At 55.5% G+C, this 17,588-nt stretch carries 14 protein-coding genes; 5 read left to right on the forward strand and 9 right to left on the reverse strand.

What is annotated here, in order from left to right:
* Positions 1–48 precede the first annotated feature (48 nt).
* Both yghX and ACMYSP_RS16115 read left to right on the forward strand, forming a co-directional pair.
* Positions 49–936, forward strand: coding sequence for a YghX family hydrolase (yghX, locus tag ACMYSP_RS16110; protein ID WP_434583068.1), 888 nt, complete (start codon positions 49–51; stop codon positions 934–936).
* Positions 937–1,013: 77 nt separating this feature from the next.
* Entirely contained in the window at positions 1,014–1,301 is a 288-nt protein-coding gene (locus ACMYSP_RS16115; RefSeq protein WP_434583069.1) for a DUF2623 family protein, read from the forward strand.
* Between the two features lie 34 nt (positions 1,302–1,335).
* Here the strand turns inward: ACMYSP_RS16115 and yghU are convergent, their stop codons facing one another.
* Both yghU and ACMYSP_RS16125 read right to left on the reverse strand, forming a co-directional pair.
* Complete coding sequence (yghU, locus tag ACMYSP_RS16120) at positions 1,336–2,202, reverse strand: glutathione-dependent disulfide-bond oxidoreductase (protein ID WP_434583070.1); 867 nt, start codon at positions 2,200–2,202, stop codon at positions 1,336–1,338.
* A gap of 143 nt (positions 2,203–2,345) precedes the next feature.
* Positions 2,346–2,906 (reverse strand): DsbA family protein, encoded by a 561-nt coding sequence (locus ACMYSP_RS16125; protein ID WP_434583071.1) that lies wholly within the window; start codon positions 2,904–2,906, stop codon positions 2,346–2,348.
* 279 nt (positions 2,907–3,185) lie between these two features.
* Between ACMYSP_RS16125 and gss the strand changes: the two genes are divergently transcribed.
* Together gss and ACMYSP_RS16135 are read left to right on the forward strand one after the other, a co-directional pair.
* The gene (gene gss, locus ACMYSP_RS16130; RefSeq protein ID WP_434583072.1) at positions 3,186–5,057 is read left to right on the forward strand and encodes a bifunctional glutathionylspermidine amidase/synthase; all 1,872 of its coding nucleotides are present in this window, start codon (positions 3,186–3,188) and stop codon (positions 5,055–5,057) included.
* A 116-nt stretch (positions 5,058–5,173) separates the two neighbouring features.
* Entirely contained in the window at positions 5,174–6,355 is a 1,182-nt protein-coding gene (locus ACMYSP_RS16135; RefSeq protein WP_434583073.1) for a PLP-dependent aminotransferase family protein, read from the forward strand.
* Positions 6,356–6,521: 166 nt separating this feature from the next.
* Here the strand turns inward: ACMYSP_RS16135 and ACMYSP_RS16140 are convergent, their stop codons facing one another.
* The 7 genes from ACMYSP_RS16140 to ACMYSP_RS16170 all read right to left on the reverse strand — a co-directional run bounded on the left by ACMYSP_RS16140 (position 6,522) and on the right by ACMYSP_RS16170 (position 15,887).
* Positions 6,522–6,710 (reverse strand): hypothetical protein, encoded by a 189-nt coding sequence (locus ACMYSP_RS16140; RefSeq protein ID WP_123756473.1) that lies wholly within the window; start codon positions 6,708–6,710, stop codon positions 6,522–6,524.
* Between the two features lie 170 nt (positions 6,711–6,880).
* Positions 6,881–8,800: a tyrosine-protein phosphatase gene (locus ACMYSP_RS16145; protein ID WP_434583074.1), complete on the reverse strand. Its 1,920-nt coding sequence runs from the start codon at positions 8,798–8,800 to the stop codon at positions 6,881–6,883.
* 303 nt (positions 8,801–9,103) lie between these two features.
* Positions 9,104–9,904, reverse strand: a complete 801-nt coding sequence (locus tag ACMYSP_RS16150) for a hypothetical protein (protein ID WP_434583075.1) — start codon at positions 9,902–9,904, stop codon at positions 9,104–9,106.
* 127 nt (positions 9,905–10,031) lie between these two features.
* Entirely contained in the window at positions 10,032–11,561 is a 1,530-nt protein-coding gene (locus tag ACMYSP_RS16155; RefSeq protein WP_434583076.1) for a DHA2 family efflux MFS transporter permease subunit, read from the reverse strand.
* Between the two features lie 9 nt (positions 11,562–11,570).
* Positions 11,571–12,587 carry an HlyD family secretion protein gene (locus ACMYSP_RS16160; RefSeq protein WP_434583078.1) on the reverse strand — a complete coding sequence of 339 codons (1,017 nt, stop codon included), beginning with the start codon at positions 12,585–12,587 and terminating at the stop codon, positions 11,571–11,573.
* Between the two features lie 378 nt (positions 12,588–12,965).
* Positions 12,966–14,348, reverse strand: coding sequence for an aspartate aminotransferase family protein (locus tag ACMYSP_RS16165; RefSeq protein WP_434583079.1), 1,383 nt, complete (start codon positions 14,346–14,348; stop codon positions 12,966–12,968).
* Positions 14,349–14,396: 48 nt separating this feature from the next.
* Positions 14,397–15,887 (reverse strand): aldehyde dehydrogenase, encoded by a 1,491-nt coding sequence (locus ACMYSP_RS16170; RefSeq protein ID WP_434583080.1) that lies wholly within the window; start codon positions 15,885–15,887, stop codon positions 14,397–14,399.
* Positions 15,888–16,417: 530 nt separating this feature from the next.
* Between ACMYSP_RS16170 and ACMYSP_RS16175 the strand changes: the two genes are divergently transcribed.
* Positions 16,418–17,347 carry a LysR substrate-binding domain-containing protein gene (locus ACMYSP_RS16175; RefSeq protein WP_434583081.1) on the forward strand — a complete coding sequence of 310 codons (930 nt, stop codon included), beginning with the start codon at positions 16,418–16,420 and terminating at the stop codon, positions 17,345–17,347.
* The last annotated feature ends 241 nt before the right edge of the window (positions 17,348–17,588 follow it).

Genomic DNA, 17,588 nt, shown 5'->3' on the forward strand with positions numbered 1-17,588 from the left:
GTGAGCTTATGCTTTGCTTAATAGGGCTTCATTTCCGGAGAAAAGACGATGACGCGACTGACGGCGAAAGATTTTCCGCAAGAGTTACTGGAGTATTACGACTATTACGCGCACGGCAAAATCACCAAGCGGGAGTTTTTGCAGCGGGCCGGTAAATATGCCGTCGGCGGCATGACCGCGCTGGCGCTGTTTAACCTGCTGAAACCCAACTATGCGCTGGCAGAGCAGGTGCTGTTTACCGACCCGGATATTCGTGCGGAATATATTCGCTATCCCTCTCCCGACGGCCACGGCGAGGTGCGCGCTTATCTGGTGGTGCCGACCACCGTGACCGTGAAACCGGCATCGGTGATTGTGGTGCATGAGAATCGCGGCCTGAATCCCTATATTGAAGATGTTGCCCGACGGGTGGCAAAAGCAGGCTATATCGCGCTGGCGCCGGATGGCCTGAGCTCCGTGGGGGGCTACCCCGGCAACGATGACGAGGGACGCGAGCTGCAGAAAAAAGTCGATCCGCTAAAGCTGATGAACGATTTTTTTGCCGCCATCGCCTTTATGGAAAAGCATCCGCAGGCAAACGGCAAGGTGGGGATCACCGGTTTTTGCTACGGCGGCGGCGTCTGCAATGCGGCTGCCGTGGCCATCCCGGAGCTGGCTTGTGCGGTACCGTTTTATGGCCGTCAACCGCCGGTCGCGGATGTCGCGAAAATCCATGCGCCGCTGCTGCTGCACTACGCTGAGCTGGATAAATCTATTACCGACGGCTGGCCCGCCTATGAGCAGGCGCTGAAGGCGCACAATAAAGTGTTTGAGGCCTACATCTATCCGCAGGCCAATCACGGTTTTCACAATGACTCGACACCGCGCTACGACCGGGCTGCTGCCGAACTTGCCTGGCAGCGTACGCTGGCGTGGTTTGCCAAATATCTGAGCTAAAAAGGGGTGAAATAGCGCTGGCACTCGTTCAAAAAATCGCTATATAATTTTGTATATAACGATTGAGGGTGAAAGCGATGGATAACCATTTTGGCAAAGGTTTAATGGCGGGGCTAAAAGCCTCTCAGGCTGAAAGCGCCAGCAATGCAGCCGGTTTTTGCGCGGATTACAAACGCGGGTTTGTTCTTGGTTATTCGCAGCGCATGTTTGAAAAAACCGGCGACCGCCAGCTTAGCGCCTGGGAAGCGGGGATCCTGACTCGTCGCTATGGACTCGACCGCAATATGGTGATGGACTTCTTCAAAGAGGGGCAATCCTGTACGGCGGTGCGTTACTTTATGGCGGGATATCGGCTGGAGAGTTAACTACCGAAGGCCACAGCCTTCGGTAGGCGTTTGGTTATGCCTGGCGTTTGTCTTCGGTCAGGGTATCGAAGTCGCTGGCATCATGGCGTTCATGCAGCTGCTCGTTAAGCGGGCCGTTGGTACGGTTAACGATGCGTCCGCGCTTCACTGCCGGGCGATTGCCGATATCCTGCGCCCAGCGCAGAACGTTTTTATAGCTGCCGGCATCGAGGAATTCCGCGGCGTTATAGGCACCACCGAGCACCACATTGCCATACCACGGCCAGATAGCCATATCGGCGATGGTGTACTCTTCCCCGGATACATAGCGGGTACGGGCCAGCTGTTTATCCAGCACGTCGAGCTGACGTTTGGCTTCCATCGTGAAGCGGTCGATCGCGTACTCGATTTTCACCGGCGCATAATGATAGAAGTGACCAAAACCGCCGCCGAGGAACGGGGCTGCGCCCTGTAGCCAGAAGAGCCAGTTCAGCGTTTCGGTTCGCCCGGCGGGATCTTTTGGGAGGAAGAAACCAAACTTCTCGGCGAGATAGAGCAGGATGCTACCGGATTCGAACACGCGGGTTGGCGGGGTGGTGGAATGGTCGCTCAGCGCCGGGATTTTTGAGTTAGGGTTCACCTCAACAAAACCGCTGGAGAACTGATCCCCTTCGCCGATGCGGATCAGCCATGCATCATATTCCGCACCGCTCACGCCCAGTGCCAGCAGCTCTTCCAGCAAAATCGTCACTTTCTGGCCGTTTGGCGTGCCCAGCGAGTACAGCTGTAGCGGATGTGTGCCTACCGGTAGCGTTTTTTCGTGGGTAGCACCGGAAACGGGACGGTTGATATTGGCGAATGCTCCACCGTTACCTTGTTTCCATTCCCACACTTTGGGTGGTTGGTAGTTATTCTCTGACATGATGACCTGCCTTTTTAGTGAGAGATTGAGGGAGTGTAGCAGGAGTTAGATGCCGGGTTTAACCGTGCGAGGCTTAGAGCCTGTCTTATCAGGCTCTAATTGCCCCGGCAAGCGCCGCTCACCGGGGAACAGAACAGATAGGCTCAGGCCATAATCCGCGCGGCCCACACGCTAATATCGTCCCCACTGCCGAGGTCCGGCTGTACCAGACCGTTAACCATAAAGGTCGGCGAAACATGGATACCATTCTGCCGGGCATATTTGCAGTGCCATTTGATTTCCGTCTGCAGCTCAGGGCGGGCAAAGGCGGTGGACAGCAGTACCTGGCTGTAGCGTTCGATGCGCTGGACAATCTGCTGCGGCGTGGTATCCATATTCGGCCCGCTGCAGTGGTCGGTAAATTCAAACTCTTCGCGATGGTCGGCGACCGCTCTTAGCACTCTGAGCGCCTGCTCTCTGCCGTGCGGCAGCGTCGATGCAGCAAGAATGCAACGCACGACCACGCCCGAGAACAGATGCCAGGGCTGGGACTGCAGACGAATTTTGATCGTCACATTATCGGCGCCGACTTCGTCCAGCAGGTCGTCCAGTTTCCTGAACGCCTTGACAGAATAGGGGCAGGTTGGCTCCAGGAATACCTCAAATGTCCGTGGACCGTGGCCCCAGACCAGCGGCTGAGCCTGCAGATGCGGTTGTGTGCTCATACTCAACTCCTGATGTTGTTCTGTTGTTCGTTGTTTTTTCCCTGAAAAACCCGGATTGTTATCAACGGCGTGCAACCTGAAGTATGACGGGGAGAGGTTATCAATAACGATATCACTTTTACCCGAGGGCGCAGGGTTATTTTCCCGCAGGGCACGATCGGTGAATCCAATGAGTGGTATTATCATCCCACCTCTGTCTGGTAAGTGCCTGCGGCAGGATAAGAAGAGGGAGTTTTGTTCCGCCAACTGCCCAGGCTGCATTAATTTGAGGTCAGGCTAATGAGCAAAGGATCGACAAGCAGTGATGCCCCTTTTGGTACATTGTTAGGCTACGCGCCGGGCGGCGTAGCAATCTATTCATCGAATTACAGTAGCTTAAATCCGCGAGACTATCCGGATGACGCGACGTTCCGCAGCTATATCGGTAGCGAGTATATGGGGCACAAATGGCAGTGCGTTGAATTCGCGCGTCGCTTTTTGTTCCTCACCTACGGCTTTGTCTTTACCGATGTCGGCATGGCCTATGAAATCTTCTCCCTGCGCTTCCTGCGCGAAGTGGTGAATGACAATATTCTGCCGCTCCAGGCCTTCGCCAACGGCTCTCGCCGCGCGCCGATGGTCGGATCGTTGCTGATCTGGCAAAAAGGCGGTGAGTTTAAACATACCGGCCACGTCGCGGTGATCACGCAGCTGGTGGGGAATAAGGTCAGAATCGCCGAGCAGAACGTCATCCACACGCCGCTGCCGCAGGGCCAGCAATGGACCCGCGAACTGACGCTGGAGGTGAAAAATGGCCTCTACACCATTAAAGACACCTTTGCCGATACCGAAATATTAGGCTGGATGATCCAGACCGCCGACACCGAGCACAGCCTGCCGCAGCCGGTGCTGCCGGGTGAAGCGATGGCTATCCGCGGCGCAAGACTGCCGAACAAAGGCCAGTTCCGCGGCCGCTGGCTGAACGAGAAAGACTCGCTGCAGAAAGCCTACGTCGCCGCCAACGGCCACGTCATTAATAAAGATCCCTACCAGTATTTCACCATCACCGAAAGCGCCGAGCAGGAGCTGATCAAAGCCACCAACGAGCTGCATTTGATGTACCTGCACGCCACCGATAAAGTGATGAAAGATGACAACCTGCTGGCGTTGTTTGATATCCCCAAAATCCTCTGGCCGCGTTTGCGCCTCTCGTGGCAGCGTCGTCGTCATCATATGATTACCGGCCGCATGGATTTCTGTATGGATGAGCGCGGGCTGAAGGTTTATGAATACAATGCCGACTCCGCCTCCTGCCATACCGAAGGCGGGCTGATTCTTGAACAGTGGCTGAAGCAGGGTTACTACGGCACCGGTCATAATCCGGCGGAAAATCTGCTGGATGAGCTGGCGGGGGCGTGGAAGCACAGCCGCGCCCGTCCTTTCGTGCACATCATGCAGGACAAGGATCTGGAAGAGAACTATCACGCCCAGTTTATCCAGCGTTCGCTGACTCAGGCGGGCTTTGAAAGCAAGATCCTGTTCGGCCTCGATGAATTGCACTGGGACGCCGCCGGGCAGCTGATCGACGCCGACGGACGGCTGGTGAACTGCGTCTGGAAAACCTGGGCCTGGGAAACCGCCATCGAACAGGTGCGCGAAGTGAGCGCCGATGAGTACGCCGCCGTGCCGATTCGTACCGGGCATCCGCAAAACGAGGTGCGGCTGATCGACGTCCTGCTGCGTCCTGAAGTGCTGGTGTTTGAGCCGTTGTGGACGGTTATCCCTGGCAACAAGGCGATTTTGCCGGTGCTGTGGTCGCTGTTCCCGAACCATCGCTATCTGCTGGACACTGACTTTGTGGTCAACGACGAACTGGCGAAAACCGGTTATGCGGTAAAACCGATCTCCGGTCGTTGCGGTAATAACATCGACCTGATTGGCCCGAAAGACGAGGTGCTGGATAAAACCAGCGGGCAGTTTGTCGATCGTAAAAATATTTACCAGCAACTCTGGTGCCTGCCGAAGGTGGATGGTAAATACATTCAGGTATGTACGTTTACCGTGGGTGGCAATTACGGCGGGACCTGCCTGCGTGGCGATGATTCTCTGGTGGTCAAAAAAGAGAGTGATATCGAGCCGTTAATTGTGCTGAGCGACCACGATAACCGTTAACCTCAACCCGGACTGAACGATACGTACTGAAGCCCCGGCCAGCATCGCACGGCCGGGGAATATGCAGTAAGAAACAGATAACACATCACAACAACAAGACAGAAAAGGAAAATAGTATGCACGATAGGCGACTCGCCGTTCGCGCGGGTGAACTCAAGCCCTCCGCCGTCCGCGAACTTCTCAAGCACAGTAAGCTCCCCGGCGTCATCTCGCTGGGCGGCGGCATTCCGGCTCCGGAACTTTTTGATACCGAAGGTCTGAATCTGGCGGTGCAGCAGGTGATGAGCGGGCGCTTCAACGATGCATTCCAGTATGGGCTGACCGAAGGCTACCCGCCGCTGCGTCAGGCCGTGAGCGAACTGTGTCAGGCGCGCGGTGTTGCCTGCCAGGCCAGCCACGTCTATATCACCTCCGGTTCGCAGCAATCGTTGGATATCGTGGCCCGCACGTTGCTCGATCCGGGCGATGCAATCGTGGTGGAACGCCCGACCTATCTGGCGGCGCTGCAGGTATTCCAGCTGGCGCAGGCCAATATTCTCAGCGTGGATACCGACGATAACGGGATGCTGGTTGAGCAACTGGCGGACCTGCTGGCCACCACGCAGGTGAAAGCGGTCTATCTGGTGCCTACCTTCGGAAACCCAGGTGGAAAGACCCTGAGCGACGATCGCCGCCGCCGTCTGGTTGAGCTGGCGAAGCAGCACGATTTTGTCATCATCGAAGATGACCCCTACGGCGAAATCAGCTTTACCGATGAAGTTCGCCGTCCGCTGTATCAGCACGCGCTGGAGCTGGGCTGTGAAGATCAGGTGGTTTATACCTCGACATTCTCCAAAATCCTCGCGCCGGGGATGCGCATCGGTTGGATCGTCATGCCGGACTGGCTGGCGCACCAGACGGTGATCGTCAAGCAGGCGGCGGATCTGCACACCAATATGCTGTCGCAGGTGATTACCGCGGAATACCTGGCGATGAACCGGCTGGATAGCCAGATCGCGCTGATCCGTGAAGATTATCGTAAGAAGTGTGTGGCGCTGGCGGATGCGTTGGAATCGCGTCTCGGAGAACACATCGAGTTCAGCCGACCCCAGGGCGGTATGTTCCTGTGGGCCCGATTCCGTTACCCGTTTGATACCATGGCATGGCTGCAGAAAACGCTGGAAAACGGCGTGGTGTACGTCCCGGGTGAAGCGTTTTATCACGACAATCCGGACACCCGCACGCTGCGTCTGTCCTACTCTACGGTGTCGGAAGAAGGGCTGATGACTGCCGTCGAACGTCTGGCGAAGTCGCTGTAGGTCTGAATAATTAACTCCGCGCCGCCGGGCGGCGCAGAGTTTTAATACGGTTTAATCGCTTTCGGCAATACGATCATCAAGCCAAATCAGCATTAATGAAGAGAGAAAGGCCACGGCAAGCGTGCCAATGAAGAGCCACATAAAAGAATCCCTCAGAGGTGTTTTATTATTTTTCTGCTGTTACCGGTGAGTGGTGGTTGGTGTTGCGCATGGTCACTTTAGTCGTATTCTGGGACGTCGCGAGGGTGAAGAAATCATCAGCATCAATATCAAAGTTCAGAACAATTTCCCGGTAATTCCCGCAGTGAATTAATTCCTTTGCTTCTTGCATACTACTGGCTGTTATTGTCGGCATCGTCTTATCTCGTATGAAAACTGGTTAGCAAAGTAAGAGCTTGTGCATATCAGATCAACTCTTTTTTGATAGCAGTGGGAAATATATTATTTCCTTATTATTTCGAAGGAAAACAGCCGGCGAGAGAAATGAACGGGGCAAAACGTCATTTAACGCTCTGCCCCGGCGCGTTAAAAGGCGTAAGCCACGCTGAGATTTCCGCTGTAGCCGTGGCTGTCGCCGCCGCTGGCGATTTCCGCCTGGCCGCCAAGATTCAGGCTGAGCGCCCCGCGGGTGAGGCCAATATTGGCCCCGGCGTTGACAATATCGCGGCTATCATAGGCAGAGTGCTGCCACACCTCATAACGATAAACTTGTCCACCGGTGCTGACCGACGGGCCGCTGAAGAAGTGCTCGTAGCCGATATTGACCGCCGGTGAGAGCGTCCAGCTGCCGAGGCTGTGCGGGTTAAAGGCGAGATTCATCCCGGCCAGTCCGCTGCTGCTGTTTTCACTCACGCTATCGACGTCCAGCGCCAGCTCGCTGCCGCTTTCGTGGAAGGCATCCATGCGCAGATGGGTAAGCCGGGTACCGATGGAGGATTCCACGCTGACCGCCTCAAACGCGCTGACATAACCCAGGCGCAGCGTACCGCCCACCACCTGACCGTGGGTATCGCCGGAGGCGGTGCCTAACCCGCCATTCAGCCGACGGGTGCTGCTGTAATCGACCCAGCCAGCGTTAAGGTCAGCGGCGGCAAAGGGACCATGGGCAAGATCCTCAAACGCGTAACGCGTACCAATTCCTACCAGCGTGGTATTGGCGTCGGCCTCAGCGTTGGCACTGCTCAGCGAGCCCCAGCTATAGCCTACGGTACCGTAAGCGCTGAGCTGTGCGTTTACGCGTTGGGTATAGCCCAGCAACGTCCCGGTGGAGTGTTCATTGCTGCTGGCGGCACGGGCAGAACCGTCGGTCCCCAGATAACCGTTCAGTGCGGTCAGCCAGAGCTTACCTTCGCCATCCCGCAGCTGACGGCTGTCAGTATTCGGTGCCAGCGCCTTGTCCAGTCGCGAACCGCTGCGCAGCAGATAGCTGGCGGTATCGGCATAAATCTGCCCGCCAACCTGTGATTCCACGCCCCCGAGCGTCCCGGCATCGATCGCCGATTGCAGGTAGTTGTTGTAAGCGGTGTAGTGGCCTGACAGCTCGCTATTTTGCAGCGCATTCAGCAGCGCCGCGCCCTGGGCGGCGTTGCCGCGCAGATCGCTCTGACCCGGCAGCTGCGCGTAGTGGACCATTTTGCCGCGTAGCACGTAAATGGTCTCCTGCGACAGCCCCAGCCCTTCCTTGAGGTAATTATCTACCGTGCCGTACTGCAGCGTGATCTCATCGAGACCGGCCTGCAGGTAGCTGGCATCGACGCCAAGCAGCGGCTCGTAAATCGCCGCCATCGCCGGTGGCATCGCCGCGAGGGTCGCCGCAATACGCTGGCGGGTATAATCATTGGTCGCCAGGTAGTTTTCCATGATGGTGGCGTTATCGACGCCGGCAATGCTCAGCAGCATCGCCGCGGTCCAGCCGGTCCGGTCCTTGCCGGCGGTGCAGTGGAACAGGGCGGCGCCATCGGCGCTGGCTAAATCGTTGAACAGGGTAGTGAACTGCGCGCGCATTCCCGCATCGCTGACGAACGAGACGTTAGCCTGCTGCATCATGGCTTTCGCGGCGGCGGCGCTGGTGACGGACACGCTGGTGATGTTGCTGCCGGAAGTGCCGCTCCCGATGATGTCGATATTGGTATAGGTGGCGCCATCCGGCAGCACGTCCGGGGCGCTGGCGATTTCGCTGGGAGTACGCAAATCATAAACGTCACTGATGCCTAGCGAGCTGAGCGTCGCCTGGTCCGCGGCAGAGAGCGTCAGCGCGTTGGCGCGATAAAACACTCCGGTGCGCATGGTGCCATCGTGGCTGGTGGTATAAATCGAGGTGGTCCCCGCGATATCGCGGAAATTATCAATGCTGGAAAGTATTGGGGTATTAATCGGCGTAGCGTAGAGCGCACCTGAAAGGGTGCTGGCGACCAGAGACAAAGAAAATGGAATATAGCGATTCACAATGAGCCTCAGTTATATATGGATGAAACTGACTTTTTGTTGAGGCCTGGAAATATAGGTGTGAATTGTTGCAGAATTATTTCTGTTCAGGTTTTTATGATTCGCAACAACCCGTTATGTGAAATGTTCGGAATATTAAAAAACAAAATAGTGAGCTATTTTTTAATTTTTCGCTATTTTACACGGGGGTCCTGGCGGCGGGAAAGCAGAATGTTGTTTTATCCAATCGTTAGCCAGCTAATCCTTCGTTGTTGCAGTTATTGCGGAGGAATAGAGGAGGCCGTCGTGGCCTCCACCGCAGGATCACAGCTGATATTGCCAGCCGAGCAGGATGCGCTTATCCGCCTCATCCAGATAGGTATTGTTATCCTGAACATAGGTCATGACTTTGACCGAGTTATGTTCCGTCAGGTTATAGCCGAGGCCGATACCCGCAAAGTAGCCTTTGTAATTGTCGCCGGCATCGTTCTTCGAACCGTAGGATCCTGCGACAAAACCCAGCAGGCGTAGATTTTCGCTGAGCGGTTTCAGCGTGAATACCCCCAGGTAGCCGCTACTGCCGGTCACATTGGTGGATTCAAAACCGTTATCCGGCGACGGCATGCCGCTAAAGCCTGGCTGCGAACAGGCTTTGTGTTTATCGGTATTACACGCCATATGGTCGCCATCGTTATAGGTATACCCCGCCATCGGGAATATCTGGAAGCCGGCCGGCTCGATGCCAAAGAAACTCAGAGGAACAAAGGTGCCGACGGAATAGTTGGTTTGCGATGAATCATCGGGAAACTCGTTTTTACCAAAGTTGAAATTCAAAATCCCAATCGGAAACAGCCATGAGCCACCGACGCGCCACTCTGACGCATCGCTATTGACCCGGACGTTCAGTTTCTTAACCTGATCGAAGGCCAGCGAGCCTGAGAATGAGACGTTGCTGTCGTTCATCTCATAGTTATCGGACCAGGAGACGCCGACTTTGGTGGTGACTTTGGTCGGATCGTCCGCTGATTTTTCAGCGTTGGTTTTAACTTCTCCCGCTTTGGCGAAAGGAACACCGGAAAACAGCCCGATGCACAGGGTTAACAGGGGGAGGTATTTCATTTGCATTACTAATATCCAGGGTGACAATTGTCATGTCTTAATTAAACAACAACCAATAACTGTACAGGTTGTATGGTATTTAAAGGCATGCATTTACATTTAATTTTGAATTTTCCCAACGGTACTAAATATATTAATTGTTCTTAACCGATGGCTGAGAAAATAAAAACACCAGCGGCAATAACAGAAAACATAAGAACATCATCAGGCGGAAATCCTGATAGTAAGCCAGCACCGTCGCCTGGCGCGTGACTTCGCCATTGATGGCCAGCAGCCCCGGCAGGTGATGAATATTGTAGGCGCCGGACTGCATATCGTGTTGCAGCGCCTTGTTGAACGGGTTAATAAAGCCGGAGAAGGTCATGTGGTTACGCTGGACCTGCTGCGCCAGGTAGGTGGTCACCACCGAAATCCCGATACTGCTGCCGATATTACGAATCAGCGAATACAGCGAGGTCCCTTCAGTACGATACTGCGCGGGCAGCGTCGAGAAGGTCAGCGTGGAAAGCGGCACGAAGGTTAACCCCATCCCAATCCCCTGGACCACGCCAGAGCTGATTATATCCCACGGGCTCATCCACATGGCGTAACGCGTCATCATCCACAGGGAAAGCGCCATAATCATAATGCCGACGCTAATCACGTAACGCATGTCGACCTTGCCCGCGATACGCCCGACCAGCATCATGCTCAACATGGTGCCGAACCCGCGTGGCGTCATCAGCAGCCCGACGTCAATCACCGGATAGCCCATCATGCCTTGCAACAGCGGTGGCATCAGCGCCATCGTTGCCAGCAGGATCGTCCCCACCACAAAGCTAAACAGCAGGCCGACGACAAAGTTCTTATCGTGGAAAATCCCCGGGTCGATAAACGGCTTTTTGATGGTAAAGATATGCACCACGAACAGATAGAGCGCCAGCGCCGCCAGTACCGCCTCGATAATAATTTCACCGCTGGCAAACCACTCTTTTGACTCGCCGCGGTCAAGAAACAGCTGCAGACTGCCGATAGCGACGCTGAGGAAAAAGAATCCCAGCAGGTCAAACTTCCGAGTGCGGTCGACGGGCGTTTCACTGACGAAGGTGCTAATGCCCAGCCAGGCCAGGACGCCAAAAGGAATGTTGATATAAAACACCCACCGCCAGCTGTAATACTCGGTTAACCAGCCGCCCAACGCCGGGCCAAGGATCGGGCCGACCATCACCCCCATGCCCCACATGGCCATGGCGGAACCATGTTTCTCAGGCGGCCAGCTGTCGAGCATCACCGATTGCGACAGCGGCACCAGGCTGGCGCCAAATATCCCCTGCAGCAGACGGAACAGCACGATCTGATTGAGCGTCTGCGCGGCACCACACAGCATCGAGGCGACCGTAAAGCCAATCACCGCAATGACAAACAACCGTTTACGCCCAATACGTGCGGAGATAAACCCGGTCAACGGCATGGCGATGGCCGCCGCGACGATGTAGGAGGTCAATACCCACGAGGTCTGGTCCTGGGTGGCTCCCATGGCGCCCTGCATATGGGGCAGGGCAACGTTGGCGATGGTGGTGTCCAGCGCCTGCATGATCGTCGCCAGCATCACCGAAAAGGTGATGAGCAGACGACGGTCGACGGCGCTGTTTTTCGGCGGCGATGCCGCTATTACATCGGACACAACTCCCCCTTACGACGCGCTGTTGACGTCAGATTGGGTATCGATTTTGATCGCCGCGCTCAGGCCAGCACGAAGCTGCGGCTGTCGGGCGTCGGTTTGCAGACGAATACGTACCGGGACACGCTGGGTGACTTTCACCCAATTGCCGGTGGCGTTTTCGGCCGGGATCACCGAGTATTCCGCGCCGGTCGCTGGGCTAATGCTGCTCACTTTGCCATGCCAGGTCACCCCAGGGGCGTAATCGACATTAATTTCCGCCTGCTGGTTATTGCGGATATGCGCCAGATCTTTTTCCGTGAAATTCGCTTCGATATATAAGTTCTTATCGGAGACTAATAACATGGTGGTGGTACCGTTCTGCACATATTCGCCTTTCTGCAGCACTTTGGTAATGGTGCCGGAGGCCGGGGCATATTCCTGCACGTGCGACAGATTATTTTTGGCCGTATTTAACTCGGCCAGCGCCTTTTTATAACGCGGGTGTTGTTCAACCGGCATCGAAATATCGCCGCCAAAACTATCCGCGACTTCCTGCAGCTGTTTTTTAAGCATGTTGACTTCCAGCGCCATCAGCAGCGTTTTTTGATGCGCGCCGTCGAGATCCGAGGCCGAAACATAGCCAGGCCCGTTCAGACGATGCAGGCGGTCTTCTTCGCGCTGGGCATACTGGTGCTGACTTTGCGACACCGCGATATTCGCCAGCTTGCTTTGGTATTGCGATTTGATGGTGTTCAAATCGATGACGGTAGTATTCAGATCGGATTCTGCCTGGGCGACAGCCAGTTGATAGGGCTTCGGATCGACGCTAAACAGCAGGTCGCCTTTATTTACGTGCTGGTTCTCTTTCACCGCGACATTTTCAACCCGGCCAGCCACCTCCGCACTAATTCCGGTTTTATCCGCTTTGACATACGCATTATCAGTTTCGACGTAACGACCGTTGGCTAAATAATACCAGCCACCCGCGGCCAGCCCCAGAGCAGGCACAACGAGTAACAGCATGACACGCAGCTTTTTAATATTCATATTGCAGATCTCTTCATTAATAGCGATACCGATAAGAGCCTGTCCCACTAGACTATTTTATTTGCCATTTTGGTCCAGGGCAGTGCTCCAAATCCTCACGTACGACGTGTACGCTCCGGTTTGTCCGGTATGTGAATGTTGATGGCACGCGATGACATGCGATGTGAACCATCTGTGCCTTGCAGGGATAATGGATGAATGGCGAACGGCTACCGCAAGGGGTCGTTGATAACGGATAATATAGTTAGCACGCTTATTATAAACTAAGCACCTAGTGCTATTAGCTGTTTAAAAATAAACGCCGGGCGCGGGAGAAATGACGGTGGAAATAGCGATGAGCCCGCGGTGAAGCGGGCTCATGGAACAGCAGAAGAGGGGTTACAGCAGACCGATCTCTCGGGCGGTGCGGTCGACGGCTTTTTTGGTCTTCTCAACCAGCTCATCCAGCTCGCTGTGGCTGGCGATAAGCGCCGGTGCCATAATCATGCGCCCCAGGGTAGAGCGGATAATCACGCCTTCTTCGAAGCCGATGGTCCGGCAGCGCCAGGCCAGATCGTTTTCATTGGCAAAGCGTTTGCGAGTCTGCTTATCTTCGGCGAACTGCAGGGCCGCGACGAGGCCCGCTCCCTGGATTTCACCGATTAGCGGGTGGTTGCTAAACACTTCGCGCAACGTCTTTTGCAAATAGGGACCGCTGTCGTTACGTACCGTCGTCACCCACTGCTCATCACGCAGCGCTTTGAGGTTGGCGATGGCGACGGCGGCGGCCACCGGATGGCCGGAGTAGGTCAGTCCATGGGCGAACACGCCGCCTTTCTCGACCAGCACGTCGGCCATGCGCTTGCTCAACACCAGGCCCCCCATTGGCACGTAGCCGGAGGTGAGCCCTTTGGCAATGGAAAGGGTATCCGGTTCGAAGCCAAAATATTGATGGGCGAACCATTCGCCGGTTCGGCCAAAGCCGCCGATGACTTCATCCGCACACAGCAGCACGTCATATTGCCGGCAAATTCGTTGAATCTCAGGCCAGTAGCTCTCCGGCGGGAACACCATTCCCCCTGCGCCCTGGAACGGCTCGGCGATAAAGCCGGCGACGTTCTCCGCCCCCAGCTCCAGAATTTTCTCTTCCAGCTGGCGGGCGCAACGCAGCCCGAATTCCTGCGGCGTCAGGTCGCCGCCGTGCATATACCAGTAGGGTTCATCGATGTGGGCGACGTCGGGGATCATCCCGCCCATGGTATGCATCGCTTTCATGCCGCCGAGGGCGGTCGCGGCAAGAGTTGAGCCGTGATAACCATTCCAGCGGCCAATCATCACCTTTTTCTGTGGTTTATCGAGGATCTGCCAGTAGCGACGTACGGTGCGGATCAGCACTTCATTCGATTCGGAACCGGAGTTGGTGTAAATAGCATGGCTGTAGTGCCCGGGCAGCAGGCTGAACAGCAGTTCTGACAGCTCGATGACCGTGGGATGGGTGGTGTGAAAGAACATATTGTAATAGGGCAGTTTGGCGAACTGTGCCGCTGCGGCATCCGCCAGATCCTGACGGCTGTAGCCCAACTGGGTACACCATAGTCCGGACATGCCATCGAGGTATTTGTTACCGTCGTTGTCCCACAGATGCAGGCGTTCACCGCGCACCATCACGCGAGCCCCTTCGGCATTCAGCGCTTTCTGGTCAAGGAAGGCATGGATATGGTGTGCGGCATCTGCGCTTTGATACTCGGTGGTAGAGCGCGTCGGGCGAACAGAATCGATCATTTTTTTCTCCTTTAAGCGGAATCAGCGCGCGGCAACGGCCGCTGCCTGCTAGCGAAACTGGAACCAGGTGGTTTTAAGTTGGGTGAATTTGTCGAAGGCGTGCAGCGACAGATCCCGACCGAAGCCTGACTGTTTATTGCCGCCAAATGGCACCGTGACATCCAGTGCATCGACGGTATTGACCGACACCGTTCCGGCGTTTAGACGCGCGGCCACGCGGTGCGCGCGGTGCAGGTCATCCGTCCAGACTGAGGCGGCGAGGGCGTAAATATGGTTGTTGGCCAGATGGACCGCCTGCTGCTCATCATCAAAAGGCAGGACCGCCAGCACCGGGCCGAAGATTTCCTCTTTCCACAGCGCCATCTCTTCGCTGACCGTTTCCAGCAAGGTGGGCTGCACGTAGTTGGCAATCCCGTCAATCTCAACCTGCTGGCCACCGGTGAGCACGCGAGCGCCCGCCTCTTCGGCACAACGGATAGCGTCGATCACCTTCTGCGCATGGGCAGCGCTGACCATCGCGCCCATTTTGGCCTCGGGATCGAGCGGGTGAGACGGCGCCCAGGCCTGCATTTTCACCTGCAGTCGGGCGATGAATTCGGCGTAGATCGCGCGTTCAACCAGCAGGCGCGAGTTGGCGGAGCAAACCTCGCCCTGGTTAAAGCAGATGCCAAACGCGGCTTTTTCGGCGGCCAGATCGAGATCCTGGCAGTCGGCAAAGATGATATTGGCGCTTTTACCGCCGCACTCCAGCCACACCTGTTTCAGATTGGATTGCGCGGAATAGGCCATAAAGGCCTTACCGACGGCGGTCGAGCCGGTAAAGGTGATCACGTCGATGTCGTGATGCAGCCCAAGCGCGGTGCCGGCTTCGGTACCGAGGCCGGTGACCACGTTCAGCACCCCGGGCGGCAGGCCCGCTTCGAGGGCCAGTTCGCCGAGGCGCAGCGCCGAGAACGGCGAGTTTTCGGACGGTTTCAGAATCACGCTGTTGCCGGCGGCCAGCGCAGGCCCCAGTTTCCAGCAGGCCAGGTCGAGCGGAAAGTTCCACGGGACGATGGCTGCCACGACGCCTACCGGCTCGCGGGTGAGGGTGGCCAGCGAACCTTTGCGGGTGGGGGCGACCTCGTCGTACATTTTGTCGATGCTCTCGGCGTACCAGGCGATGACGTGCGCGGCACCGGGAATATCAATATTCAGCGCATCGTTGACCGGTTTACCCATGCTGGCGCTCTCCAGCAGCGCCAGCTCTTCACGGTGTTCGAGGATCAGCGCGGAGAGTCTGAGCAGCACGGTTTTACGATCCTGTGGCGACAGTCCGGACCAGACCCCAGCGTTAAAGCTATCGCGGGACGATTTCACCGCGAGATCAATATCTTCCGCCTGCAACGCCGTGACGTCTGCCAGTACGGTATTGGTCGCCGGGTTGATCGCCGGGCACACTGCGCGACTGTGGGCGAAGCAGGGGCGGCCATCGACGATCGCGTGGCTGATAAAGCGTTGCTCCCGCAGTTTATGCTGCCAAAAGTTTCTGTCAGACATCCGACTCTCCCTTAGTGTGTTGCTGGTTTGTTATTTATTTGTTGCTGTTGATTCATGATGCAGGAGGGGAGGACGACGAGAAAGGACTAAAAATCTAGGTAACCTCCATAAAAAACTGTGTTAGTCCCGCAGGCGGGAAAAAAGCCGACGATTCACGGGACGACGGTGACAGGAATGGTTTTCGCCATAATCGCCGTGAAAGGTAGGTAATTAATTGTATTTAAAGTTTTTATTTTATTTTTCTTCAGCAAGGCAATTATTGTCATCGGTGTGCTTTGGCAATATTTAATGTTGTTTATAAGGCGAGCAGATTACAAAAAAAAGTGATGGCCTTAATGTCAGGCAGGCCGGGCACCGCCCGACGATCGTCGTCGTGCCATGGTTTACGGGGTGTCTGTTAATTTTTTGTAAAAATAAGACCCGTGTCGGATTGTTGATCTTTTTCCACTGGCGGGGTTGCGGGGGCAGGGGAGCATCGTTTAATGCTAACGAGCTTATCTCTCTGAGAATAAAAAATAAGGTAACCCCTCATGCCCCACTTCACCCTGAAACAGCTGAAATACTTCGTGGCCGTTGTCGAAGCCGAGAGTATTGCGGAAGCCTCCCGCCAGCTGCACATCGCGCAACCGTCCGTCTCCATTGCGGTAAAAACGCTGGAGGATATGTTTGAGCAGCAGTTTTTTATTCGCCATCACGCCCAGGGCGTGTCGATGACCCCCAGCGGGCAGCGCTTTTATGAGAAGGCCAAAGAGCTGCTGCGCCTGGCGCATCAGTTTGAGCAAAATTCGAAAGCGGATAACGAACTGGTCTCTGGCATTATTTCGCTTGGCTGTTTTGAAACGGCGGCGCCGCTCTATTTGCCCGCGCTGATTGCAGGATTTAAAAAAATTTATCCGGATATCACCATTAAGATTTACGACGGCGAGCAGCATGAAATCGCCCATGGCCTGCATCGCGGTCGCTTCGACCTGGCGTTTCTGTACGACCTGGAGCTGGATACCTCCATCCAGACGGAGAGCCTCAATGCACCACAGAAACCCTATGCCCTGCTGCCAGCGAACCATCCGCTGGCGCAGCGGGCGACGGTGAAGCTCGCCGATCTGCATACTCTGCCGATGGTGCTGCTGGATGTGGTGCCGAGCCGCAACTATTTTATCAGTATCTTCAAAGACAAAGGTTACAACCCGCAGGTTGCCTACAGCTCGCCGTCGATTGAAATGGTGCGCTGTATGGTCGGCCAGGGCCTGGGCTTTTCGGTGCTGGTGACCCGCCCGGTGTCGGACCTGACCTATGATGGCCAGCGGGTGCGCTGCGTTGAGATTCAGGATGAGATGGCCAACTCCACGCTGGTCATGGCGCACTTGCGCAGCAGCGAACCAACCAAACCGACGCAGCTGTTTATGGAGTATTGCCGTCACGCGGTGCTTAGCCCGCCGGACGTCGAGGCGAAGGTAGCCTGATTCCGCCAAATAACAGACAGCCGTCTGATTATTTTAAGCAGGCGGCTTAAATATAAAAAAGCGAGGCTCTTAATATATTTTTTATTGGCTGAACGTTAGCGCGTTATTTTTATTTGACGACTTTTATTGCGTGATTTCCGGCGCGATAACCTCGGTTTTTTTATGTTTATCCTGTCTATTCAAGGTGCTGCGTTCTGCATCACTATTTTATTCTCAGGTTCTAAATTTATAATAATTTACC

The sequence above is a fragment of the Klebsiella sp. R390 genome (genome assembly GCF_051131745.1).
In the GTDB taxonomy this organism is placed as follows: Bacteria; Pseudomonadota; Gammaproteobacteria; order Enterobacterales; family Enterobacteriaceae; genus Klebsiella.